The sequence below is a fragment of the Acidovorax carolinensis genome, from assembly GCF_002157145.1.
Taxonomy (GTDB): domain Bacteria; phylum Pseudomonadota; class Gammaproteobacteria; order Burkholderiales; family Burkholderiaceae_C; genus Acidovorax; species Acidovorax carolinensis.
Map to the genome: position 1 here is coordinate 858,454 of NZ_CP021361.1, position 22,422 is coordinate 880,875.

At 67.5% G+C, this 22,422-nt stretch carries 23 protein-coding genes and 2 pseudogenes; 14 read left to right on the forward strand and 11 right to left on the reverse strand.

Annotated features, from left to right (window positions below; genetic code table 11):
* Positions 1–133: 133 nt before the first annotated feature.
* The 3 genes from grxC (at position 134) to CBP34_RS04065 (ending at position 2,301) form a co-directional block, all read left to right on the forward strand.
* Positions 134–394 (forward strand): glutaredoxin 3, encoded by a 261-nt coding sequence (grxC, locus tag CBP34_RS04055; protein WP_086913952.1) that lies wholly within the window; start codon positions 134–136, stop codon positions 392–394.
* 109 nt (positions 395–503) lie between these two features.
* On the forward strand, positions 504–962 hold the full coding sequence (gene secB, locus CBP34_RS04060) for a protein-export chaperone SecB (protein ID WP_005798899.1): 459 nt from the start codon (positions 504–506) through the stop codon (positions 960–962).
* Between the two features lie 325 nt (positions 963–1,287).
* Positions 1,288–2,301: an NAD(P)H-dependent glycerol-3-phosphate dehydrogenase gene (locus CBP34_RS04065; RefSeq protein WP_094097368.1), complete on the forward strand. Its 1,014-nt coding sequence runs from the start codon at positions 1,288–1,290 to the stop codon at positions 2,299–2,301.
* A 40-nt stretch (positions 2,302–2,341) separates the two neighbouring features.
* Here CBP34_RS04065 and lysA read toward each other — a convergent pair whose 3' ends face one another.
* On the reverse strand, positions 2,342–3,595 hold the full coding sequence (lysA, locus tag CBP34_RS04070; RefSeq protein WP_094097369.1) for a diaminopimelate decarboxylase: 1,254 nt from the start codon (positions 3,593–3,595) through the stop codon (positions 2,342–2,344).
* A 102-nt stretch (positions 3,596–3,697) separates the two neighbouring features.
* Here lysA and CBP34_RS04075 point away from each other — a divergent pair, with 102 nt between their 5' ends.
* Complete coding sequence (locus tag CBP34_RS04075) at positions 3,698–4,651, forward strand: LysR family transcriptional regulator (protein ID WP_094097370.1); 954 nt, start codon at positions 3,698–3,700, stop codon at positions 4,649–4,651.
* Positions 4,652–4,780: 129 nt separating this feature from the next.
* On the opposite strand, the gene panC is transcribed toward CBP34_RS04075, so the two are convergent.
* Together panC and panB are read right to left on the reverse strand one after the other, a co-directional pair.
* Positions 4,781–5,635, reverse strand: coding sequence for a pantoate--beta-alanine ligase (panC, locus tag CBP34_RS04080; RefSeq protein WP_094097371.1), 855 nt, complete (start codon positions 5,633–5,635; stop codon positions 4,781–4,783).
* A gap of 26 nt (positions 5,636–5,661) precedes the next feature.
* A complete protein-coding gene (gene panB, locus CBP34_RS04085; protein ID WP_086911509.1) occupies positions 5,662–6,564 on the reverse strand; it encodes a 3-methyl-2-oxobutanoate hydroxymethyltransferase in 903 nt (300 codons plus the stop codon).
* 277 nt (positions 6,565–6,841) lie between these two features.
* On the opposite strand from panB, the gene CBP34_RS04090 reads away from it, so the two are divergent.
* The 8 genes and pseudogenes from CBP34_RS04090 (at position 6,842) to nadA (ending at position 14,305) form a co-directional block, all read left to right on the forward strand.
* Entirely contained in the window at positions 6,842–7,816 is a 975-nt protein-coding gene (locus CBP34_RS04090; protein ID WP_094099059.1) for a Bug family tripartite tricarboxylate transporter substrate binding protein, read from the forward strand.
* A gap of 4 nt (positions 7,817–7,820) precedes the next feature.
* Entirely contained in the window at positions 7,821–8,324 is a 504-nt protein-coding gene (locus CBP34_RS04095) for a MarR family winged helix-turn-helix transcriptional regulator (protein WP_094097372.1), read from the forward strand.
* A gap of 44 nt (positions 8,325–8,368) precedes the next feature.
* Positions 8,369–10,059: pseudogene (locus CBP34_RS04100) on the forward strand (FAD-dependent monooxygenase).
* 12 nt (positions 10,060–10,071) lie between these two features.
* The gene (locus tag CBP34_RS04105) at positions 10,072–10,290 is read left to right on the forward strand and encodes a DUF2783 domain-containing protein (protein WP_204247609.1); all 219 of its coding nucleotides are present in this window, start codon (positions 10,072–10,074) and stop codon (positions 10,288–10,290) included.
* Between the two features lie 43 nt (positions 10,291–10,333).
* Positions 10,334–10,870 (forward strand): VOC family protein, encoded by a 537-nt coding sequence (locus CBP34_RS04110; protein WP_086911513.1) that lies wholly within the window; start codon positions 10,334–10,336, stop codon positions 10,868–10,870.
* A gap of 16 nt (positions 10,871–10,886) precedes the next feature.
* Positions 10,887–12,200 carry a fumarylacetoacetase gene (gene fahA / locus CBP34_RS04115; protein WP_094097374.1) on the forward strand — a complete coding sequence of 438 codons (1,314 nt, stop codon included), beginning with the start codon at positions 10,887–10,889 and terminating at the stop codon, positions 12,198–12,200.
* Between the two features lie 108 nt (positions 12,201–12,308).
* Positions 12,309–13,190: a carboxylating nicotinate-nucleotide diphosphorylase gene (nadC, locus tag CBP34_RS04120; RefSeq protein ID WP_094097375.1), complete on the forward strand. Its 882-nt coding sequence runs from the start codon at positions 12,309–12,311 to the stop codon at positions 13,188–13,190.
* Positions 13,187–14,305 carry a quinolinate synthase NadA gene (gene nadA / locus CBP34_RS04125; RefSeq protein WP_086926728.1) on the forward strand — a complete coding sequence of 373 codons (1,119 nt, stop codon included), beginning with the start codon at positions 13,187–13,189 and terminating at the stop codon, positions 14,303–14,305. The genes nadC and nadA overlap by 4 nt, the downstream gene beginning before the upstream one ends.
* Before the next feature lie 19 nt (positions 14,306–14,324).
* Here nadA and CBP34_RS04130 read toward each other — a convergent pair whose 3' ends face one another.
* Together CBP34_RS04130 and queE are read right to left on the reverse strand one after the other, a co-directional pair.
* Positions 14,325–14,702 carry a 6-pyruvoyl trahydropterin synthase family protein gene (locus tag CBP34_RS04130; protein ID WP_086926729.1) on the reverse strand — a complete coding sequence of 126 codons (378 nt, stop codon included), beginning with the start codon at positions 14,700–14,702 and terminating at the stop codon, positions 14,325–14,327.
* Between the two features lie 19 nt (positions 14,703–14,721).
* Positions 14,722–15,360 carry a 7-carboxy-7-deazaguanine synthase gene (gene queE / locus CBP34_RS04135; protein WP_094097376.1) on the reverse strand — a complete coding sequence of 213 codons (639 nt, stop codon included), beginning with the start codon at positions 15,358–15,360 and terminating at the stop codon, positions 14,722–14,724.
* A gap of 186 nt (positions 15,361–15,546) precedes the next feature.
* On the opposite strand from queE, the gene CBP34_RS04140 reads away from it, so the two are divergent.
* A complete protein-coding gene (locus tag CBP34_RS04140) occupies positions 15,547–17,334 on the forward strand; it encodes a chorismate-binding protein (protein WP_236748505.1) in 1,788 nt (595 codons plus the stop codon).
* A 119-nt stretch (positions 17,335–17,453) separates the two neighbouring features.
* On the opposite strand, the gene CBP34_RS04145 is transcribed toward CBP34_RS04140, so the two are convergent.
* From CBP34_RS04145 to CBP34_RS04170, 6 genes and pseudogenes are all read right to left on the reverse strand, one after another.
* Positions 17,454–18,104 carry a tRNA-uridine aminocarboxypropyltransferase gene (locus CBP34_RS04145; RefSeq protein ID WP_418134716.1) on the reverse strand — a complete coding sequence of 217 codons (651 nt, stop codon included), beginning with the start codon at positions 18,102–18,104 and terminating at the stop codon, positions 17,454–17,456.
* Between the two features lie 77 nt (positions 18,105–18,181).
* Positions 18,182–18,541, reverse strand: a complete 360-nt coding sequence (locus CBP34_RS04150; RefSeq protein WP_087747266.1) for a 5-carboxymethyl-2-hydroxymuconate Delta-isomerase — start codon at positions 18,539–18,541, stop codon at positions 18,182–18,184.
* A 42-nt stretch (positions 18,542–18,583) separates the two neighbouring features.
* The gene (gene panD, locus CBP34_RS19935; RefSeq protein ID WP_086926734.1) at positions 18,584–18,964 is read right to left on the reverse strand and encodes an aspartate 1-decarboxylase; all 381 of its coding nucleotides are present in this window, start codon (positions 18,962–18,964) and stop codon (positions 18,584–18,586) included.
* Positions 18,965–19,004: 40 nt separating this feature from the next.
* Positions 19,005–20,599, reverse strand: a pseudogene (nadB, locus tag CBP34_RS04160) (L-aspartate oxidase).
* 120 nt (positions 20,600–20,719) lie between these two features.
* Positions 20,720–21,565, reverse strand: a complete 846-nt coding sequence (locus CBP34_RS04165) for a segregation and condensation protein A (protein ID WP_094097379.1) — start codon at positions 21,563–21,565, stop codon at positions 20,720–20,722.
* Positions 21,566–21,629: 64 nt separating this feature from the next.
* Positions 21,630–21,836 carry a DUF3460 family protein gene (locus CBP34_RS04170; RefSeq protein ID WP_086926736.1) on the reverse strand — a complete coding sequence of 69 codons (207 nt, stop codon included), beginning with the start codon at positions 21,834–21,836 and terminating at the stop codon, positions 21,630–21,632.
* Between the two features lie 42 nt (positions 21,837–21,878).
* On the opposite strand from CBP34_RS04170, the gene CBP34_RS04175 reads away from it, so the two are divergent.
* On the forward strand, positions 21,879–22,391 hold the full coding sequence (locus CBP34_RS04175) for an outer membrane protein assembly factor BamE (protein ID WP_094097380.1): 513 nt from the start codon (positions 21,879–21,881) through the stop codon (positions 22,389–22,391).
* Positions 22,392–22,422 lie beyond the last annotated feature (31 nt).

The following is a 22,422-nucleotide window of genomic DNA, read 5'->3' on the forward strand; positions in this document are numbered from 1 at the left end:
GCTATGGCTGTGCTTTGTGCCTTGATGAAGCACGTTTGTGCGGCCCGCTCGGTCACGGCGGGTCCATTCACACCTTCTAGCCCCCATTCCGCTTTCTTAGAACTTTGTCCCGTTGCTGTCAGGAAAGATCACCATGCAACCCGTGAAGATGTACACCACTGCCGTCTGCCCCTATTGCGTGCGGGCCAAGCAGATCCTCAAGTCCAAGGGTGTGGAGCAGATCGAAGAGATCCGCATCGACACCGACCCCGCCGCCCGCAACCACATGATGGAGATCACCGGCCGCCGCACGGTGCCGCAGATCTTCATTGGTGACACCCATGTAGGCGGCCACGACGACCTGGTGGCGCTGGACGGCCGGGGCGGGCTCATGCCCCTGCTGGGCGCGGCCTGATGCGTCACCCGGGCGCTGCATAATGCAGCCCCATGTGCCCGCTGCGGGAGCTGCTCCCCGGCGGGTTTTGTTTTGCTGAAACCCCAATTCGCAGAGAGACTTTTCCATCATGGCCGATCAAGAAAACCCCGTGTTCCAGATTCAGCGCGTGTACCTCAAGGACATGTCGCTGGAGCAGCCCAATTCGCCCGGCATCCTGCTCGAACAAGAGCAGCCGAGCGTGGACATCCAGCTTGGCGTGGAAGCCACGCCCGTGGCCGAAGGCATCTATGAAGTGGCCGTGACCGCCACGGTGCAGACCAAGATCAAGGACAAGACCGTGTTCCTGGTCGAAGCCAAGCAGGCGGGCATTTTCGAGATCCGCAACATCCCCGAAGACCAGATGGGCCCCATCATGGGCATCGCCTGCCCGCAAATCGTGTACCCCTACCTGCGCGGCAACGTGGCCGACATCGTGAACCGCGCTGGCTTCCCGCCCGTGCACCTGGCCGAAATCAACTTCCAGGCCATGTACGAGCAGCAGCAGGCCCAGGCAGCCGGCGAGCCCTCGCCCATCATCACGCAGTGATGCAGGTCAGAGGTCTTTAGAGCCTGCTCAACGTCTTTTTGGAGTCGCACAAGTACCTTGCCGGGATGGGGTGCAAGGCGCGGAGCGCAGTGGATAGCCCGGCTATCCACAAGCGCCGCAACGCCGCAGACCGCCCGGCAAGGCACTTGCCCGAAGGGTTGGAGTGAAATCGGGCGATTGCACCCCCCGGCTGCTTGCATGGGCACGAGCCCATGCGGCCCATCCGAGGCTTGCACTCATCTCGATTACTCTCCAATGCGATCTCCAAAAAGACGTTGAGCAGGCTCTTAGGCCTCTGGCGCTTTATCCATAAGCGCAAGCAGCTATGAAAATAGTAGTACTTGGTGCCGGTGCCTGGGGCACGGCGCTGGCCATGGGAGCCGCCCAGCAACCGGGCGGACACACCGTCACGTTGTGGGCCCGCGATGGCCAGCAGGTGGCCGACATGCAGGCGCGGCGGCAGAACGCGCGCTATCTGCCCAGCATTGATTTCCCCCCGGCGCTGTTGGTGTCCGGCGCAGATCCGCTGGCGTTGGCGCGCTCTGCCGATTTGGTCATCGTGGCCACGCCCATGGCGGCGCTGCGCAGCATGCTGCTGGCCTTGCGCGGCTGCCCGGCCCCGGTGGCCTGGCTGTGCAAGGGCTTTGAAGCGGTGGCATCGGCGGATTCCGGCTCTTATGGCCTGCTGGCGCACGAAGTGTGTGCGCAGGTAGCTCCTGATTTAATAGCTGGCGTGCTCAGCGGTCCCAGCTTTGCGCAAGAGGTGGCGCGCGGCCAGCCCACGGCGCTGGTGGCGGCCAGCCGGCATGCCTTGGTGCGCGATGCGCTGGTTGCCGCCTTCCATAGCCCCAGCCTGCGCGTTTATGCCAACGACGACATCGTGGGCGTGGAAGTGGGCGGCGCGGTGAAGAACGTGCTGGCCATTGCCACCGGCCTGTGCGATGGGCTGAGCCTGGGGCTCAATGCCCGGGCGGCCCTCATCACGCGCGGTCTGGCCGAAATGACGCGCCTCGGGGTGGCGCTCGGCGCACGGCCTGACACCTTCATGGGGTTGTCGGGCATGGGCGATCTGGTGCTGACGGCCACCGGCGACCTGTCGCGCAATCGCCGCGTCGGCTTGCTGCTGGCGCAGGGCCAGACCCTGCAGCAGGCGGTGGACTCCCTGGGCCATGTGGCCGAAGGCGTGTACTGCGCCCGCACCGTAGCCCAGCGTGCGGCGGGGCTGGGTGTGGACATGCCGATCACCCAGGCGGTGGTGGCGCTGCTCGATGGCCGGCTGGCCCTGGCCGATGCCGTGGGGCTGCTGATGGGGCGGGATCCGGCCTCGGAACTGCGCTAGGGCAGGGTATACCGCGGGCCGCGGGCGCGGCCTTGCGGGTTCACAGGCCCAGTTCCAGCGCCAGCAGTTCTTCTACCGTCTGGCGGCGGCGGATCAGGCGGGCCTGGCCGCCATCGACCAGCACCTCGGCAATCAGGGGCCGGGTGTTGTAGTTGGAGGACATCGAGGCGCCATAGGCGCCCGCGTCGTGGATGACCAGCAGGTCGCCCACCTGCGCATCCGGCAGGTTGCGCGGCAGCACCACGCCGCCGTCGCCCTGCGTGAACACGTCGCCCGATTCGCACAGCGGCCCCGCCACCACGCTGGGCCGGTGGGCCGCCGTGCTGCCGTCGCGGCGCAGCACGCTCATGGTGTGGTAGCTGCCGTACATGGACGGGCGCATCAGCTCGTTGAAGCCGGTGTCGAGCAGCATGAAATGGTTGTTGCCCGCATCCTTGGTGGCGCGCACCTCGCCCAGCAGCACGCCCGATTCGGCTACCAGGTAGCGGCCGGGCTCGATCTCCAGGCCCAGCGGGTGTTGCACGATGGCCTCGGCCTGCTGGCGCGCGGCGTCCCACAGACCGTGGTAGTGCTGCGTGTCGATGACGGGCTCGCCATCGCGGTAGGGGATGGACAGGCCGCCGCCGGCCGAGATGGCGTGCAGGTCATGGCCCGCAGCGTGCGTGGTGCGCACCAGCTCCACCATGGCGCCGCACACCTGCTCCAGGTGGCGGTAGTCCACGCCCGAGCCGATGTGCATGTGCAGCCCCACGAGCTTCAGGCCATGCTGGCGGATGGCGGCCAGTGCGGCGGGCAGATCGGTGTGCCAGATGCCGTGCTTGCTGTGCTCGCCGCCCGTGTTGGTCTTGTTGCTGTGGCCGTGCCCAAAGCCGGGGTTGATGCGCAACCACACGGCATGGCCGGGCGATGCCGCGCCCAGCTGGTGCAGCATGTCGATGGAGCCGGCGTTCACCGGTACCTCATGCTCCACCACGCAGGCCAGCGTGGCCGCATCGAAGAGGTCGGCCGTGAAGACGATCTCGGAAGGCGCATCCCCTTTCTGGCCCGCCTGGTAACCGGCGGCCAGCGCGCGCAGGATCTCGCCACGCGAGACCGCGTCCACCTTCACGCCCTGCGCACGCATCAGCGCCAGGATGTGGATGTTCGAGCAGGCCTTCTGCGCAAAGCGGATGGTTTCAAAGTTGGACAGCTGTGCAATGCGCTGGCGGATGGTGGCGGCGTCATACACCCACAGCGGGGTGCCGAACTGGTCGGCCAGGGACCACAGTTGCGCGGGCGAGAAGGGGTTGGACATGGGGCGATCCGGTGCTGAAAAACACCATGATGCCGTGGATTGGTCATTCGATCCAATGCTTTGATGTTTGCTTAGCATTCATTCTGGATATGCTCTTGTGCCATGACATCGCACCTTGATTCCACGGCCAGTTCCCGCATCACCCACCGCCACATCGAGGTGTTCCGCGCCGTGATGACGGCGGGCAGCGTCACCGGCGCGGCCGACCTGCTCCACAGCTCGCAGCCCACCGCCAGCCGCGAACTGGCCCGGCTGGAGTCCTTGCTGGGCTATGCGCTGTTCGAGCGCCTGCAGGGCCGGCTGCGGCCCAATGCCCGGGCGCTGGCACTGTGGGACGAGGTGCAGCGCTCGTGGCAGGGGCTGGAGCGCGTGGTGGACCGCGCTGTGGCGCTGGGCCGATCGGACGCGGCGCAGCTGGCGGTGCTGTGCCTGCCGGCCTTGGCGCACGCGCTGGTGCCCGGCGCAGCGGCGCGGTTGCTGCAGGCCTGCCCCCACGCCCGCCTGTCGGTCACCCCGCAGGAGTCGCCCCTGCTCGAAGAATGGATGAGCGCCCAGCGCTTTGATCTGGGCCTGGGCGAGCAGACGGCCACACCGCCCGGCACGCAGGCCGAGGTGCTGCTCACGCTTGACGAGGTGGCGGTGCTGCCCGCAGGACACGCCTTGGCGATGCGGCCGGTGCTGGAGCTCGATGATTTCGCCGGGCTGCCGTTTGTGAGCCTGTCGGCCGACGATCCCTACCGGCGCCAGATCGATGCACTGTTTGCCCAGGCCGGCGTGCAGCGCCAGTTGCGCCTGGAAACCCACAGCGCCGTGGCCGTATGCGCCATGGTGCAGCAGGGGCTGGGCGTGGCCATCGTCAACCCCTTGACCGCGCTGGCCGGCGTGAATGGGGCGGGTGGCGGGCTGGTGCTGCGGCGGCTGGCGTTTTCGGTGCCCTTCAGCGTGAGCATGGTGCGGCCCCTTTTTCGGGCGCCGTTGCCCGAGGTGGCGCCCATGGTGGCGGCGCTCAGGCAAGAGGCCGCAGCGCTGCTGGCGCGCTGGCGCGAGATGGTTTGATTCTTGACTGAAATCGGGCTGTAGCGCCTGTGTAGAAAGCGCTAATAGCTATTTAATTGATAGCATTTTGGGCTGGCGCTGTATGGATCAGCGCCAGAATTCGATAGGCTCCAACGCCGTGGGCCGGGCTCAGAACTCCCGGTTGTCAATCAGCCGCGTGGCCCCCAGGCGCGCGGCACCCAGCGCCACCAGGGTTCCGGGCGCGTCGTCGGGCGTGGCCGGCTGCAGATCCAGGCGCCGGCGCACAGTGAGGTAGTCGGGCAGCCAGCCGCGCGCGCGCAGCTGGTCCATCGCCTGCTGCTCCAGGTCGGTTGTCTGCAGGGTTCCTGCGGCGTGGGCTGCGGCCCAGTGGTCAGACAGTTGCTCGAGCGCCTGCGCCAGCGCCACAGCCTCCTGGCGCTCTTGCGGGCTCAGGTAGCCGTTGCGCGAACTCAGGGCCAGGCCGTCGGGGGCGCGGCTGGTGTCGCCCGCCACCACGTCGATGGGCAGCGCGAACTGCCGCACCATCTGGCGGATCACCATGAGCTGCTGGTAGTCCTTGCGGCCAAACACCGCCGTGCCGCCGCCGTTGGCGCCAAACACGCAGCTGAACAGCTTCATCACCACCGTGGCCACCCCGATGAAGAAACCGGGGCGGAACTGGCCTTCGAGCAGATCGGCCAGTCGCGGGTCGGGGTGCACCTTGAAGGTCTGCGGCTCTGGGTAGAGGTCGGTCTCGCGCGGGGCAAACAGCACATCGCAGCCCGCGGCCTGCAGCTTGGCGCAGTCGGCATCCCAGGTGCGCGGGTAGCTGTCGAAGTCTTCGTGGGGCAGAAACTGCAGCCGGTTTACAAAGATGCTGACCACGGTGGTGTCGCCCAGCGGCCGGGCTTGGTGCACCAGCGACAGGTGCCCCTCGTGCAGGTTGCCCATGGTGGGCACAAAGGCGGGGCGGCGCCCAGCCAGGGCGGCGCGCAGTTCGGGAATGGAGTGGGCGATGAGCATTTTGGGATGTCGGGGTGAAAGAGGCCTTACCAGGCGTGCAATGTGTTGTCGGGGAACCGGCCCTGCTTGACGGCCTGCACATAGGCCTCCATGGCGCCGCGCACGCTGCCAGCGTCCTGCATGAAGTTGTGCACAAACTTGGCCATCTTGCCCAGGTTCACGCCCAGCATGTCGTGCAACACCAGCACCTGGCCGGCCGTGCCGTTGCCCGCGCCAATGCCGATGGTGTGGCAGTGCGGCAGCTCGGCGGTGATTTCGGCGGCCAGCGCCGCGGGCACCATCTCCAGCACCAGCATGGCGGCGCCGGCGTTTTGCAGCTCCAGGGCCTCCTTGCGCAGCGTGCGGGCGGCGTCCTCTGTTTTGCCCTGCACGCGGTAGCCGCCCAGGGCATGCACGGTTTGCGGCGTCAGGCCCAGGTGGGCGCACACGGGCACGCCGCGCTGCACCAGAAACTCCACCGTCGGCGCCGTCCAGCCGCCGCCTTCGAGCTTGACCATGTGCGCGCCCGCCTGCATCAGCGTGCAGGCGCTGCGCAGGGCCTGTTCGCGGTTTTCGGCATAGGTGCCATAGGGCAGGTCGGCCACCAGCCAGGCCGTGCCCTGCACCCGGTGCAGGCCGCGCGCCACGCTGGCCGTGTGGTAGGCCATGGTGTCCAGCGACACACCCACGGTGCTGGGCAGGCCCTGGCAGACCATGCCCAGCGAATCACCCACCAGGATGCATTCCACACCGGCCGCATCGGCCACGGCGGCAAAGGTAGCGTCGTAGGCCGTGAGCATGGTGATTTTTTCGCCGGCCTCGCGCATCTGCGCCAGGCGCGGCAGGCTGACGGGCCTGCGCTGGGGCAGGGGCGAGGCGGGCGGCAGCGTGCCATACGGGGTGGCCGGGGTGGCTTGGGGGGTGGCCTGGAGCTGGGCAGGATCAGTCATGAAGGTCCCATGGGCAAAAAGTGCCGCGAGTCTATGCCATGTCCATGCCGTCGGGGCGTGCGGCGCCCCTGGATCGAGGCCGCAACAAGCGCTGTTCCACGGGCCGCAGCGCGGTGTAACAAGTTGCGGACGCAACCATTAGGGTAAGTATCTAGTTGCGTACGCAACCAGATTCTGTACATTTACTGAGCCAGATCAATGCCGCATGTGTCTGCCCGGTGGTGGTTTTGGTTTCGTTGTTCCAGCTCAATCCACCCTGCCCGATTTCGAGGTTTTCATGCGCGCTTTCCTGCCCACCACCCGCCGCCTTTTTGCCCTGGCTGTACTCACCGCCTGCACGGCTGTGGCCGCCCAGACCTATCCGTCCAAGACCATCGAGTGGGTGGTTCCGTACCCCGCTGGCGGCGGCACCGACGTGGTGGCCCGCACGCTGGCCGAGTCGATGGGCAAGCTGCTGGGCCAGCCCATCATCATCAACAACAAGCCCGGCGCGGCCACCAACATCGGGGCGGAGTACGTGGCCCGGGCCAAGGCAGACGGCTATGTGCTGATGTCCGCCGACACCGCCACGCTGGCGGCCAACCCGTCGCTCTACACCAAGCTCAACTACAGCGCCGAGAAGGATCTGGCGCCGGTGGGCCTTACGGTGCGTTTTCCCATGATCCTGGTGGTCAACCCCAAGGTGCCCGCCAAGACGCTGCCCGAGTTTCTGGCCTGGGCCAAGTCCCAGAGTGCTCCCAACTACGCCTCGCCTGGCCCGGGCAGCCCGCACCATCTGGCGGCCGAGTTGTTCCGCGAGAAAACCGGCAACCAGTTCACCCATGTGCCGTATCGCGGCGCGGCGCCTGCGGTGCAGGATGTGGTGGCCGGCCAGGTGCCGTTCATGTTTGTGGACACGGCCAGCGGCTTCCAGTTTGTGGCCAGCGGCAAGCTGCGCGCCATCGGCATTGCCAGCCCCAAGCGGGTCAAGAACTTCGAGGACATCCCCACGCTTCAGGAGCAGGGTCTCAAGGGCTTTGAGGCCTATGCCTGGCAGGGCCTGGTGGTGCCCGCCGGCACGCCCAAGGACGTGATCGCCAAACTCAATGCCGCCTTGCTCGCAGCCATGGACTCCACGGCAGTGAAGGCGCGCATGCAGACGCTGGGCCTGGAGTCCATTCCCAGTTCGCCCGAGCAGATGGCCCGCTATTGGGCCGATGAGCGCACCAAGTGGGGCCAGGTCATCAAGGCTGGCGGCATCAAGCTGGACTGATCCCATGGCCCGGCCACCGCGCTCTGCCTCCCAGGCCAAACCCGCCACCGACCCGGTGCAGACGGGTGAGCCGTTCGAGGTGCCGCTCAACCGCTCGTTCACCTACCGGTTTCACCACCTGAGTAAGCTGTCCGACCCGGTAAGCCACCAGGCTTACCTGGAGGAGGCGGGGCTGTCGCTCAGCGATGGCCGCTGTCTCACCACCATCGGCACTTTCGAGCCGCTGTCGGTTAAGGATCTGGCGCGCCTGTCCAACCTGAACAAGAGCCAGGCCAGCCGCGCTGCCCAGGCGTTGGTGGACCAGGGGTTGGTGGTCAAGCAGGGCAGCGAGGCCGACGGGCGCGGCGTGGTGCTGATGCTCTCGCCAGAAGGTCGAGCGCGCTGGCAGGCTGCCAATCAGCTCGTCGTTCGTCGCAACCGCGAGATCTTTGGCTGCCTGAACGCGCGCGAGCTGGCGCAACTGAGCAAACTGCTCGACCGCCTGGTAGTGCACAACGAGCGCAACTGAGCCGGCGACCCATTTGTTATTTTTCGACTGATTGACGACCCACCATGCACCAGCCCACCACGCAAGCGCGCCCTCTATCTACTACCCCTACCAGGTCCACGCCCCGTGGCTGGCCTCGCAGCATGCGGCCCAGGGCCGGCACCCGGTGGCCATCGTCGGCTCCGGCCCCTCGGGCATGGTCACGGCGCTGGAACTGGCCCGCCACGGCGTGGCCAGCGTGGTGCTCGAATCCGAGCTGCAGGTCTCCCAGGGCAGCCGTGCCATCGTGTTCACGCGCCGTTCGCTGGAGATCCTGCAGCAGGTCGGCGTGGCCCAGCGCATGATGGACAACGGCCTGCCCTGGCGCTTTGGCAACTCGTACTACCGTGGCCAGCGCGTGTTCCGCATGGAAGCGCCGCACGACGCGGACGACCGGTTTTTCCCCATGCTCAACATCCAGCAGCAGTACATGGAGGAATACCTCTTTGATGCCTGTCAGGCCGAGCCACTGGTCGATTTTCGCTGGGGCAACAAGGTCACGCAGGTGACGCAGGACGCCACCGGCGCGACGCTTGAGGTGGACACCCCCGAAGGGCCCTACACATTGCACGCCGACTGGGTGGTGGCGGCCGACGGTGGCCGCTCTGCCATCCGCACCGCGTTCGACCTGCAGATGGAGGGCGCATCGTACGAGGGCCGCTTCGTGATTGCCGACATCCGCATCGACCTGCCGCTGCCCACCGAGCGCCTGGCCTTCTTTGACCCCGACTGGAACCCCGGCAACACCGTGCTGATGCACCGAGAACCGCATGGCATCTGGCGCGTGGACTATCAGCTCCCCGAGAACGAGACCCCCGAAGACGCGCTGCAGCCCGCCGCGCTGGCCGCCCGCATCAACGCGCTGCTGGCGCAGATCGGCCACGGCGACAAGCCCTGGGAGATAGACTGGAGCTCGGTGTATTCGGCCCGCACGTTGACGCTGCCCGACTACCGCCATGGCCGCGTGCTGTTCACCGGCGATGCGGCCCACCTGCTGCCGATTTTTGGCGTGCGCGGTGCCAACACCGCTTTCCAGGACGCGCAGTCGCTGGGCTGGCACCTGGCCTTTGCCGTCAGGGGCATCGCCAGCGACGTGCTGGTGGACAACTACAGCCGCGAGCGCGTGGGCGCCGCCCGCGAGATCATCGAAGAGGCGGGCAAGAGCACGCGCTTCATGACGCCGCCCACGCGGGGCTTTCGTCTGCTGCGCGATGCCGTGCTGTCACTGTCGCTGTCGCAGGAGTTCGTGCGCCCGCTCTACCACTGGCGCACCTCGCGGCCGCACGAATACACGCAGTCCATGCTCAACAGTCCCGGCGACGACAACGCCCTGTTCAAGGCCGGCCCGGCCCACGGCGCGCCGCCGCAAAACATCCGCCTGTCGGCCAATGACTACCTGCTCGACCACCTCGGGGGAGGCTTTGACCTGCTTTATTTCACTGAAGGCGCAGCCATGCCTGAGGCGCTTCAATCCGTGGTGAACGCCGCCCGCGCCAAGGGCGTGCCGCTGCGCGTCACCGCCGTGGGCGCCGCTGCCCCGGTGGCCGGTGCCGACCAGACTCTGGCCGATGGGGACGGCCACTTCCGCGCGCGCTACGGCGTGCCCGCCAGCGGCGCGGCCTATCTGCTGCGCCCCGACCAGCATGTGTGCGCCCGCTGGCTCACGCTCGATGCCACCCGCCTGCAGGCGGCCCTGAACCACGCATTGCCCCAGTAAGGAGACCGCACCGTGTCCACCATATCTTCGTCCACGCCCGCAACGTCTTCGAACGCGCTCGGCATCGCCGGCCTCGAGCAGGTCTATGACCAGCTCGCCACCGCCATCGACCAGGCCGGTCCCGGCAAGGCCGAGCTGTTCCTCGTCAAGCTCGCGCTGCTCAACGCCCAGGCGCTGGGCGATGCCGAGGTGTTTGGCCGCCATTTGCAGGCGGCCCTGCAAGACCTGTAATTTCCTTCAAAATTTGCCTTCCCCACGCCCCAAGGAGACCACCATGCTGGTTCAGAAAATTCACCACGTTGCCTACCGCTGCAAGGATGCCAAGCAGACCGTGGACTGGTACGTCAAGCACCTGGACATGAAGTTTGTGCTGGCCATTGCCGAAAACGAAGTGCCCTCCACCAAGGCCCCCGATCCCTACATGCATGTGTTCCTCGATGCCGGCAACGGCAATGTGCTGGCATTTTTCGAGCTGCCCGGCCAGCCGCCCATGGACCGCGACCACAACACCCCGGACTGGGTGCAGCACCTGGCGCTCAGCGTCGATTCGCTCGATACGCTGATCGCCACCAAGGCCCGCTTGGAGGCCGCCGGCATCGAAGTCGTCGGCCCCACCGACCACACCATCTTCAAGAGCATCTACTTCTTCGACCCCAACGGCCACCGCCTGGAGCTGGCCTGCGACATCGGCACGCCCGAGATGTACGCCAAGCTCGATGCGGTGAAGTGGGAGATGCTGCAGGAGTGGAGCGAAACCCGCCGCGCCCCCAAGCACGCCGCCTGGATGCACGACGGCAGCATGGCGCAATGACGCAGGGACGAACCGCATGACGCTCCTGAACGAAACCCACGACCCGCTGCTGCGCTGCTGGCTGCCTTCGGCCCATGCGCAAGGCGCCGACTTTCCGATCCAGAACCTGCCGTTCGCGGTGTTCCGCCGCAAGGGCCGCACCGAGCCCTGGCGCGGCGGCGTGGCCATTGGCGACCAGATCATCGACCTGGCCGCGCTGGCCCGTGCGGGCGTGTTCTCGGGCCAGGCGGCGGTGGCCGTGCAGGCCGGTGCCGGTGACAAGCTCAACGCCTTGATGGCCCTGGGCCACGGCGTCTGGAACGCGCTGCGCCTGGCGCTGTCGCGCGCCCTGCGCGAAGGCGCGCCCGAGCAAGCCGCGCTGCAAGCCTGCCTGGTGCCCCAGGCCGAGGCCGAATACGACGTGCCCGCCCGCATTGGCGACTACACCGACTTCTACACCTCGTTGCACCACGCCACCAACATCGGCCGGCTGTTCCGCCCCGACAACCCGCTGATGCCCAACTACAAATGGGTGCCCATCGGCTACCACGGGAGGGCGTCCAGCATCGGGGTGTCGGGCCAGGCCTTTCCACGACCCAAGGGCCAGACCCTGCCGCCGGGCGCGCACACACCCTCGGTCGTGCCCAGCAAGCGACTGGACATCGAACTGGAACTGGGCATCTTCGTGGGCGAGGGCAACGCCCAGGGCGACGCCGTGCCCATCACGGAGGCCGAGCAGCATGTGTTTGGCATCTGCCTGCTCAACGACTGGTCGGCCCGCGACATCCAGGCCTGGGAATACCAGCCCCTGGGGCCCTTCCTGTCCAAGAACTTCGCCACCACCATTTCGCCGTGGATCGTGACGCTGGAGGCGCTCGCACCTTACCGTGTGGCCTTCACCCGCCCCGAGGGCGACCCCGAGCCGCTGCCCTACCTCGACAGCCCCGCCAACCGTGCGGGCGGCGCGTTCGACATCCAGCTGCAGGTGGGCCTGCGCACCCCGCGCATGGCAGCGGCCGGGCAGGGCGATGCCAGCATCTGCCGCACCAGCTACCGCCACGCCTACTGGACCGTGGCGCAGATGCTGACCCATCACACCGTCAACGGCTGCAACCTGCAACCTGGCGACCTGCTGGGCAGCGGCACCCTGTCGGGCCCCACGCTGGACCAGGCGGGCGCGCTGATCGAGCTGACCACCGGCGGGAAGAACCCGCTGCAGCTGCCTGGCGGCGAGCAGCGCGTGTTCCTGGAAGACGGCGATTCGGTGGTGCTGCGCGGCTGGTGCGAGAAGCCCGGCGCGGCGCGCATCGGCTTTGGCGAGTGCTGGGGCACCGTGCTGCCTGCGCGCTGACGTCACGGCCCGGGGACGGCGCAGGGGCGCCCTCTGTGCCCGCACCGGGCCGGGCGCCAAGCCCTTGCATGGACGCTGTCCGGGCCAATGCCGCTATGCTTGCCGCCCATGACATATTTGACAGATCACTCCACAGACGAGACTGTGGTCGCCCTTGCCCGCGCTGACGTGGCCCGCGCCCTTGAAGAAGACGTGGGCAGCGGCGACCTCACCGCTGGCCTGATCGACCCCCAGCGCCGCACCCGTGCGCGCATCCTGGCCCGCGAAGCCGCCGTGATCTGCGGCGCGCCCTGGGCCGAGGCCGCGTTGCGTGCGCTCGACCCTTCCGTGCAGCTGACCTGGCGCGTGGCCGAGGGCCAGCGCTGCGCTCCCGACCAGGTGGTTCTGGAGATAGAGGGCAATGCGCGCGCGCTGCTTAGCGCCGAGCGCACCGCGCTCAACTTTCTGCAACTGCTGAGTGCCGTGGCCACCAAGACCGCCACCTACGTGGACGCCGTGCGCGGCACCCGGGCGCACATCGTGGACACCCGCAAAACCCTGCCCGGCCTGCGCCTGGCGCAAAAATACGCCGTGCGCGTGGGTGGGGGCACCAACCACCGCATCGGCCTGCACGATGCCGTGCTCATCAAGGAAAACCACATCGCCGCGGCGGGTGGTGTGACGGCGGTGCTGCGCGCTGCAGAGAAGGCGGCAGCGCAGGCGAAGTTCATCGAGATCGAGGTGGAAACGCTGGAACAGCTCGCCGAGGCGCTGGATGCCGGGGCGAAAATGGTGCTGCTGGACAACATGCCGCTGCCCATGCTGCGCGAGGCCGTGCGCATCAATGCGGCGCATCCGGGTGGTGGTGCGATTCTGGAAATCTCGGGCGGCGTCACGCTGGCAGGTCTGCGCGAACTGGCCGAAACCGGCGTGGACCGCATCTCCATCGGCACCCTCACCAAGGACGTGAAGGCCACCGATTTCTCGATGCGTTTGCAGGAGCTGTCATGAACACCACCATCACCCTCAAGGAAGTCGATTACGAGCAGCCCGAAGGCGGCGGGGTGTGCGCTACCCGCCATGCCTGGGCGCGTGTGCCCCCCGAGCTGTCGCAGGATGAGCGCGCAGCACTCAAGGACAAGATCCGCCGCCTGCTCAAGGAAAAGAACGCGGTCATGGTGTCGCACTACTACGTGCACCCCGACCTGCAGGACCTTGCCGAGGAAACCGGCGGTATCGTCAGCGACTCGCTGGAGATGGCGCGCTTTGGCCGCGACCACGCCGCGCAAACGCTGGTGGTGAGCGGCGTGCGCTTCATGGGCGAGACGGCCAAGATCCTCTCGCCCGAGAAAACCGTGCTCATGCCCGACCTCGACGCCACCTGCTCACTCGACCTGGGCTGCCCCATCGAAGAATTCAGCGCGTTTTGCGACGCGCACCCCGACCGCACCGTGGTGGTGTACGCCAACACCAGCGCCGCCGTGAAGGCGCGGGCCGACTGGCTGGTCACATCGAGCTGCGCGCTCGACATCGTGCGCGCCCTCAAAGATCAGGGCCAGAAGATCCTGTGGGCGCCCGACCGGCACCTGGGCGACTACATCCGCCGCGAAACCGGCGCCGACATGGTGATGTGGAACGGCGCCTGCATCGTGCATGACGAGTTCAAGGCGCTGGAGCTGGAGCTGCTCAAAAAAGAGCACCCGCAGGCCAAGGTGCTGGTGCACCCCGAAAGCCCGGCCGACGTGATTGCCCTGGCCGACGCCGTCGGCTCCACCTCCGGCATTCTGAACGCCGCGCGCACCATGGACGCCCGCGAGTTCATCGTGGCCACCGACAACGGCATGATGCACAAGCTGCGCACGCTGAACCCCGGCAAGGTCTTTTACGAGGCCCCCACCGCCGGCAACAGCGCCACCTGCAAAAGCTGCGCCCATTGCCCCTGGATGGCCATGAACGGCCTGGCCGATGTGGCCCGCGTGCTGGAGACCGGCGCCAATGCCATCCAGGTGGACCCCGCCATCATCCCGCGCGCGCGCCAGCCCATCGACCGCATGCTGGCGTTCACGGCCGCGCTGAAAAGCGGCCATCCCACCAGCGGCCTGGTGCCCAACATCGGCGCCGCCTGAGCGGGGCGGGCGGGGCAGGTCAGGCCTGGGGTGGTGTCAGGTCGAGGGTGCAGCCGTCCCCCAGCGCTTCGCGCCACACCCGCACCCGGCTTGGCGGCGGTTGCATGCCCGACAGTTGCTGGGCGATGAAGGCGCACAGGTTCTCCAGCGTGGGCGTGCCCAGCCCCGGCACTTCGTCGAGCAGGTGGTGGTCGAGCTGCTCGCGCACCACGGCGAGGCGCTGGCGCAGGAAACCCAGGTCGATCACCATGCCATTGGCGGGGTTGCGCGGGCCCTGCACCCACACCTCGGCGTGGTAGGTGTGGCCGTGCACGCGGCGGCTGCCTTCGGCCTCGATCTCGCGTTGCAAGGTATGGGCGGCATCAAAGAAAAAACGCTGGCTGACGGTGAATTGCATGGGGTGCGAACAATGGGACCTATCGGATGCCGGTGAGCTTGTGGGTCTGCAGGCTCAGGCGCCAGGCGGGTCGTTGCAGGCACAGATCGATGCACAGCGCGATGTGGCGGGCCTGGTCGGGCCCGTCCATGGGCTGCAGAAAGCGGTGCAGGAACTGGCCGGTGGTTTCCAGCACATCCAGGTCCAGCCCCGGCTGCGGCCACACCACTTTCAACTCCTGCCCCTGGCGCTGCACCCAGTCGGCGCCGGCCTTGGGGCTCACGCACAGCCAGTCGATGCCTTGCGGGGCCGCCACGGTGCCATTGGTCTCGACGGCGATGCGAAAGCCCTGTGCATGCAGGGCCTCGATCAGCGCGACATCCACTTGCAGCAGCGGCTCGCCGCCCGTCAGCACCACCAGCCGGTGGTGTGCGTCGTCCGCAGGCCACAGGGCGGCAATCTGGCGCGCGAGGGTCGGCGCGTCGGCAAACTTGCCACCCAGGGTGCCGTCGGTGCCCACAAAATCGGTATCGCAAAAGCGGCAGATGGCGGTGGCGCGGTCCTGTTCGCGGCCGCTCCAGAGGTTGCAGCCCGCAAAACGGCAGAACACGGCCGGGCTGCCCGCCTGGCCGCCTTCGCCTTGCAGGGTGTAGAAAATTTCCTTGACGGAGTAAGTCATTGAGTCGGGTGCTGAGCGGCGAGCGGGGTGGGGGATTATCTTCGCTTGTACCAGAGACCGCTTTTTTGGCCGGCATGCAATGCCTTGCAGGCGGGGCATTGGGCTACGATGCCGCGCGTGCTGTGGCTGCCATCAATCCTTTTTTCAAAGCTGTTTGCGCTGATTCTGCATGCCCTGGAGGCCCATTTGGTTCCAACCGCACTGATCGATTTTGCCGACCCGAACGACCCCGGTGCGCCGCGTCTGCGCCATGCCTTTGGCACGCCGCGCGCCTTGCTGGTGGCGCGCGAGCCGGCGCAGGTGCGCGCGGTGCTGGACGCCGTGCAGGCCGCCGCCGAGGGCGGCGCCTGGTGCATCGGCGCGCTGCGCTACGAAGCCGCGCCGGCCTTTGATGCCGCCTTGCAGACCCACCCCGCCGATGGCCCGCTGGCCTGGTTTGCCATCCATGACGAAGCGCTGCCCTGGCCCGGTGCCGAGCCGCCGCCCCAGGATGCGCCCACGCTGAACTGGCACCACTTGCCGGGGCGCGCGCAGTTTGATGCGGCCCTGGCCGCCATCCACCAGGCCATCGCCCGGGGCGAGTATTACCAGGTCAACTACACGGAACAGACCGTTGCCACCGTGCAGGGCGGCGGGCCGCAATCGGTCCGCGCCCTGTTTGCGGCCCTGCAGCGCGCGCAGCCGGGCGGTTACGCGGCCTTCCTCGACATGGGCGACGAGCAGGTGCTCAGCGTCTCGCCCGAATTGTTTTTCGACTGGCACAGCGGGCCGGGCGGTGGTGAAGCCGGCCACATTCTCACCCGCCCCATGAAAGGAACGGCGCCGCGCGGTGCCTCGCCAGCGCAGGATGCCGCCCACGCCGCCGCACTGCGCGCCTCGCCCAAGGAGCGCGCCGAGAACGTGATGATCGTCGACCTGCTGCGCAACGATCTCTCGCGCATTGCCGAGCCGTTCAGCGTGCGGGTGCCCCGGCTGTTCCACACCGAGGCGCTGCCCGCCGTGTGGCAGATGACGTCGGACGTGCAGGCGCGCACGCGGCCCGGCACCTCGTTGTCCGAGGTGTTTGCTGCCCTGTTCCCCTGCGGCTCGGTCACGGGTGCGCCCAAGGTGCGCGCCATGCAGGCCATTCACGCGCTGGAGCCGGGCCCGCGCGGCATCTACTGCGGTGCCATCGGCGTGGTGCGGCCCGACGACCGGGGCGGTGTCCGCGCCACCTTCAACGTGCCGATCCGCACGGTGGAGCTGCGGGACGGCCAGGCACGCTGCGGCATTGGCAGCGGCATCACCTCGGGCGCCACGGCCGACGCCGAGTGGAGCGAATGGCGCCACAAGCGCGCTTTTGTAGAACGCGCCAGCGCACCGTTTGATCTGCTCGAAACCTTGGCGCTGGTGGACGGCCAGTTCCGCCACCGGGCCGAACACCTGGCGCGCCTGGAGGGCGCGGCTGTGCATTTCAACGTGCCGTTTGACGCCGCTGCCGTGCAGACCAGCCTGCAGGCGCTGGCGGACAGCCACCCCACGGGGGCCTGGCGCGTGCGCCTGCTGCTGGACGGGCGCGGCCAGCCCCGCGCCGAAGCCTTTGCCCTGCAACCCACCCCCGAGCCTGTGCGCCTGCAACTGGCGCGTCGGCCGCTGTCAGAGGCCCATGGCGAATTCGTGCGCTACAAGACCACGCGCCGCGCGCATTACGCCGCGCTGGCGCCCACCACGCCCGGGGTGTTCGACACCGTGCTGTGGAACGAAGCGGGCGAGATCACCGAAACCACGTTCGGCAGCATTGCCATGCTGCTGGACGGCCGCTGGGTGACGCCGCCGCTGGCCTGCGGCCTGCTGCCCGGCGTGGGCCGCGCCGTGGCCCTGCGCGAGGGGCGCCTGACCGAGGCCGTGGTGCGCGTGCAAGACCTGCCGCGCGTGCAGGCCTGGGCGTTTGTCAACAGCCTGCGCGGCTGGCTGGCCGCCGAATTGGTGCCATAAACTTCAGGTTGTTTTGGTATAGGGCGCCTATCTGGCAAGCGCTTGTAGCTATGTTTTCGATAGTTTTTTCGGCGACCCAGCGGTTTGCCATTGCGATGGCTTTGCCGCCCATGCCGCCGCTACCGGCCCTGCCAGGCCGCTTGCTGTGCCACAAACCCGTCGAAGGCGCTGAGCAGGGGCTCGAACGGTTCGGCGCTGCCTTCAAGCTGCGCCAGCGCGGCGCAGGTGGCCTCCAGCGTCGAAAGCTGGTGCGGCTGGCGTGCCGCGCGGATGCGGTAGCGCGAGGCCGGCAGTTCGCGCAGCGGCAGGCGCGGCAGCTGCTGCAGCAACGGGTTCAGGTGCAGCATCTTGCGGCTTTTGCGCCAGGTGCCGTCCAGCACCACCAGGCGCAGCCGCTCTGGTGTTTGCAGCCAGGCCGGGTCCAGCGGTGGTGGGGTGGCAATGCCCAGGGCAGCGCCTTGCGGGGCCTCGGGGTAAAGCAGCAAGGCGTGGCGCGGGGGATCTGTTGCGTCTGTTGCTTCAAAGGGCGCGGTCAGCCATTGCTGCAACGTGCTCGCGTCTAACCGTTCGCCCGTCACCATGCGGCTGTGCGGCAGGCACAGGTGCAGCAGCCGGGCCGTGCCCTTGGCCTCGTGCACTTCCAGCGGGTGCTGCAGGATCAGCACTTCGGTGCGGTGCGCCACGGGCGTGGCCCAGCGGCAGATGCAGGCGCTGGGCGGGCGCAGGCAGGCGGGGCAGCGCGGGCGGCTGGCGCTGGGCGGTGTCACTATAAAAAAAGGAGCTGCAAGCGCTTGCTGTATAAGCGCTGCAGCCCTGTTTGGTTTAAAAAAGCGGCGATGCGGGAGGCTTACAGCCGCTCTTTGACGTAGGAGCCGCGGTCCATGTCGACGATTTCCACGCTGAGCTGCACCATCACGCCCGCTGGCTTGGGCGACAGGCGGCGCAGCACCTCGGCAATGCGCTCGGACAGGTCTTTCTTGGCCTCGGGCGTGCGGCCCGACAGCAGGCGCAGCTGCGCGTGCACAAAGGCGCGGTTGGCGGGGGCGGTGCCCACTTCAAAGCTGTCCACCAGCACGAAGCGGCTTTTGAGGTCGGCCTCGTCCAGCACTTCGGGGCTGCTGGTGACGGCCTGGTTCAGCTCGGTCAGGGCTTGCGCCTCGGGGAAACCGGCAAGGTTTTGCGAGTATTCGACGATCAGGTGGGGCATGGCGTGCTCTCGGGTGGTGTGAATGGATGGGTGAAGCGGGCGTTACAGCGCCTGGGTAGGCACGTGGTGGCGCAGTTCGGTCTGGCGGTTGTGGCCATCGACAAACACGAGTTGGGGCTCGTGCGTGGCGACCTGGTCTTCGGGCACCTGGGCAAACGCCGCAATGATGAGCAGGTCGCCCACGGCGGCGCGGCGGGCCGCCGAGCCGTTGACCGAGATCATGCCGCTACCGCGCTGGCCCTTGATGGCGTAGGTGATGAAGCGCTCGCCGTTGTTGATGTTCCAGATGTGGACCTGTTCGTTTTCGCAGATGTTGGCGGCGTCGAGCAGGTCTTCGTCGATGGCGCAGGAGCCTTCGTAGTGCAGCTCGCAGTGGGTGGCGGCAACGCGGTGGATTTTGGACTTGAGCAGGGTGCGGTACATGGTGGTGCGGGTGGGGTAAGGGCGGTGTCGGGGGCTGGGTTCAGTGGCGCGCCACCGGTGGCACCAGGATGGTGGGCGCTGCGGGGCGGCAAGCGCCGGGTAGTCGCGGCTGTAGTGCAGGCCGCGGCTTTCGCGGCGCAGTTGCGCGCTTTTTACGATGAGGTCGGCCACCTGCACCAGGTTGCGCAGCTCCAGCAGGTCGCGCGTGATGTGAAAGTGGGCGTAGAACTCCTGGATCTCGGCCTGCAGCAGGGCGATGCGGTGGGCGGCGCGTTCCAGGCGCTTGTTGGTGCGCACGATGCCCACGTAGTCCCACATGAAGCGGCGCAGCTCGTCCCAGTTGTGCGAGATGACCACCGACTCGTCGGCGTCCTGCACGCGGCTGTCGTCCCAGCGCGGCAGCGGCGGGATGGGCGTGCGCGGCGCTGCCGCGATGGCGTGGGCCGCCGCGCGGGCGAACACGATGCATTCGAGCAGCGAGTTGCTGGCCAGCCGGTTGGCCCCGTGCAGGCCGGTGTAGGCGGCCTCGCCCACGGCAAACAGGCCGGGCACATCGGTGCGGCCGGCCAGGTCGGTCAGCACGCCGCCGCAGGTGAAATGGGCCGTGGGCACCACGGGAATGGGTTCCTTGGTGATGTCGATGCCCAGCGACGCGCAGTGCGCGAGGATGTTGGGGAAATGCTCTTGCAGAAATGCGGGGCTCTGGTGCGAGATGTCGAGCAGCACGCAATCGAGACCGTGCTTCTTCATCTCGTAGTCGATGGCGCGGGCCACCACGTCGCGCGGGGCCAGCTCGCCGCGGGCATCGTGTTCGGGCATGAAGCGTGTGCCACCCGCCGATGGTGGAAGCAGCAGCCGCCCGCCCTCGCCGCGCACCGCCTCGCTGATCAGGAACGACTTGGCATGCGGGTGGTACAGCCCTGTGGGGTGGAACTGGATGAACTCCATGTTGCCCACGCGGCAGCCCGCGCGCCAGGCCGCGGCAATGCCGTCGCCGGTGGCGGTGTCGGGGTTGGTGGTGTACAGGTACACCTTGCCCGCGCCGCCCGTGGCCAGGATGGTTTGTGGCGCGTGGAAGGTGACGACCTCGTCGGTGCCCGCGTCCAGCGCATACAGGCCCAGGCACTGCTGCGGGCCCGCCAGGCCGAGCTTGTGGCTGGTGATGACGTCCACCAGCGTGTGCTGCTCGAACAGCGTGATGCCGGGCGTGCCGCGCACCACATCGATCAGCGTGCGTTGCACGGCGGCGCCGGTGGCGTCGGTCACATGGGCAATGCGGCGCGCGCTGTGGCCGCCTTCGCGCGTGAGGTGCAGCTGGTCGCCTTCCAGCGAAAACGGCACGCCCAGCTGGCGCAGCCAGGCGATGGCCTCGGGGGCGTTTTCCACCACGAAGCGCGTGGCGGCCAGGTCGCACAGGCCGGCGCCGGCCACCAGGGTGTCCTCAATGTGCGCGGCAAAGCTGTCGTCGTCGGCCAGCACGGCGGCAATGCCGCCCTGGGCCCAGGCGCTGGCGCCGTCCTGCAGCTGGCGTTTGGTGATGACGGCCACGCGGTGCGTGGGCGCCAGGTGCAGGGCGGCCGAGAGGCCTGCGAGGCCGCTGCCTACGATGAGAACGTCAAAGTCGTGGGATTGCATGGAGGCTTTCTGTGGTCTGAGCAACGGGCGCTGCACTGCGCCAGTGCCGCCGTGGAACTGGCTTGGCCAGGCCACGGGTGGCGTCCCCCTTGGGGGAAGACGCGAAGCGGCTCAGGGGGGTCATGCGGGTGTATAGGCCAGCCGGACGTAGATGGGGGCGAAGGCCTCGGCCTGGGTGATCTCGATCAGGGTCTCTTTGGCCAGCTCCAGCAGCGCGATGAAGGTCACCACCAGCACGGTGCTGCCGTGGCTGGGGTCGAACAGCTCTTCAAACTCGACAAAGCGGCGCCCCTTGAGGGTTCGGAGCACCATGCTCATGTATTCGCGCACGCTCAGCTCCTCGCGGGTGATCTTGTGGTGCTGCACGAGGCGGGCGCGCTTCAAAATGTCATACCAGGCTTCCTGCAGATCGACCACATGCACATCCGGAAAGCGTGGCTGCAGGCTCTGCTCGATGGTCACCTGCGCCTTCACAAAGTCGCGCCCATACTGCGGCAGTTGCGCCAGGCGCATGGCGGCCATCTTCATCTGCTCGTATTCGAGCAGGCGGCGCACCAGCTCGGCGCGCGGGTCTTCGGCTTCTTCGCTGCCTTCCTGCTTTTTGGGCGGCAGCAGCATGCGCGACTTGATCTCGATCAGCATGGCTGCCATCAGCAGGTATTCCGCGGCCAGCTCCAGGTTGCGGCTGCGGATCTCGTCCACGTACACCAGATACTGGCGCGTGAGGCCGGCCATGGGGATGTCGAGGATGTTGAAGTTCTGCTTGCGGATCAGGTACAGCAGCAGATCGAGCGGGCCTTCAAAGGCCTCCAGAAAGACTTCGAGCGCGTCGGGCGGGATGTACAGGTCTTGCGGCAGCGCAAACAGGGGCTCGCCATACAGGCGGGCCAGCGCCACCTGGTCCACCACGTCGGGCATGGTGCCCGGGGTGATGGCAGTGGCCTCGGCAGGGCTTGCGCTGCGCATGGATTGCTATGCTATCAATAGCTGCTTGCGCTTGCTGGTAAAGCGCAAGAGGCCATTCTCATGCTCAATCCGCGTTGGTCTGGTAGACGTAGGGCTTTTGCGGCACCTGGGCATCGCGGTATTCGCCCCAGATCTTGCGGTCGACCTGCTTGTCCCACAGCAGGGCGCGGCCCGCACGCTGCTGCGCATCAAGCTCGGGCCTTTGTGCCTTGAGCTGCTCGATGAACTGGGTGGCTTCGGACTGGTAGTCGGGGCGGCGGAAAATGGACATGGACTGATAACCTCTCTTTCTTGATTTTACCGGGAGCCTTCCATGACCTTTCATTTCAGTGCCCTGGCCTTTGCCGCGGCGGCCCTCGGCCTGGTGGCCCTTGCCGGGTGCGACGCGCAGCGCATCAGTGAACTGCAGCCCGGTGTTTCCACCGAGGCCGACGTGCGCGACCGCTTTGGCGCCCCCGAAACCATCTGGGACGAGGCCGATGGCGCGCGCACCCTGGAATACAACCGCCAGCCCGCCGGCCAGATCAATTACATGATCACCGTGGGTGCCGATGGCCGGCTGGTGGCCGTGCGCCAGGTGCTCACGGCCGAGAACTTTGCCCGCATCACGCCCGGCATGGACATCGCGCTGGTGCGCCGCAGCCTGGGCAAGCCGGCCAAGGTCATACCCTACCGGCTGAGCGGGGAAACGCACCACGACTGGCGCTTTATCGAGCCGCCCAACGTTCCCAAGGTGTTCACCGTGGTGACCAAGGATGGCAGCACGGTGCTGCGCACGCAGATCGGCCCCGACATGGACGCACCCGAGAACAAGGGCGGGCGCTGATTTCCGCACCCGGGCGCGGCGCCTCGTAGGC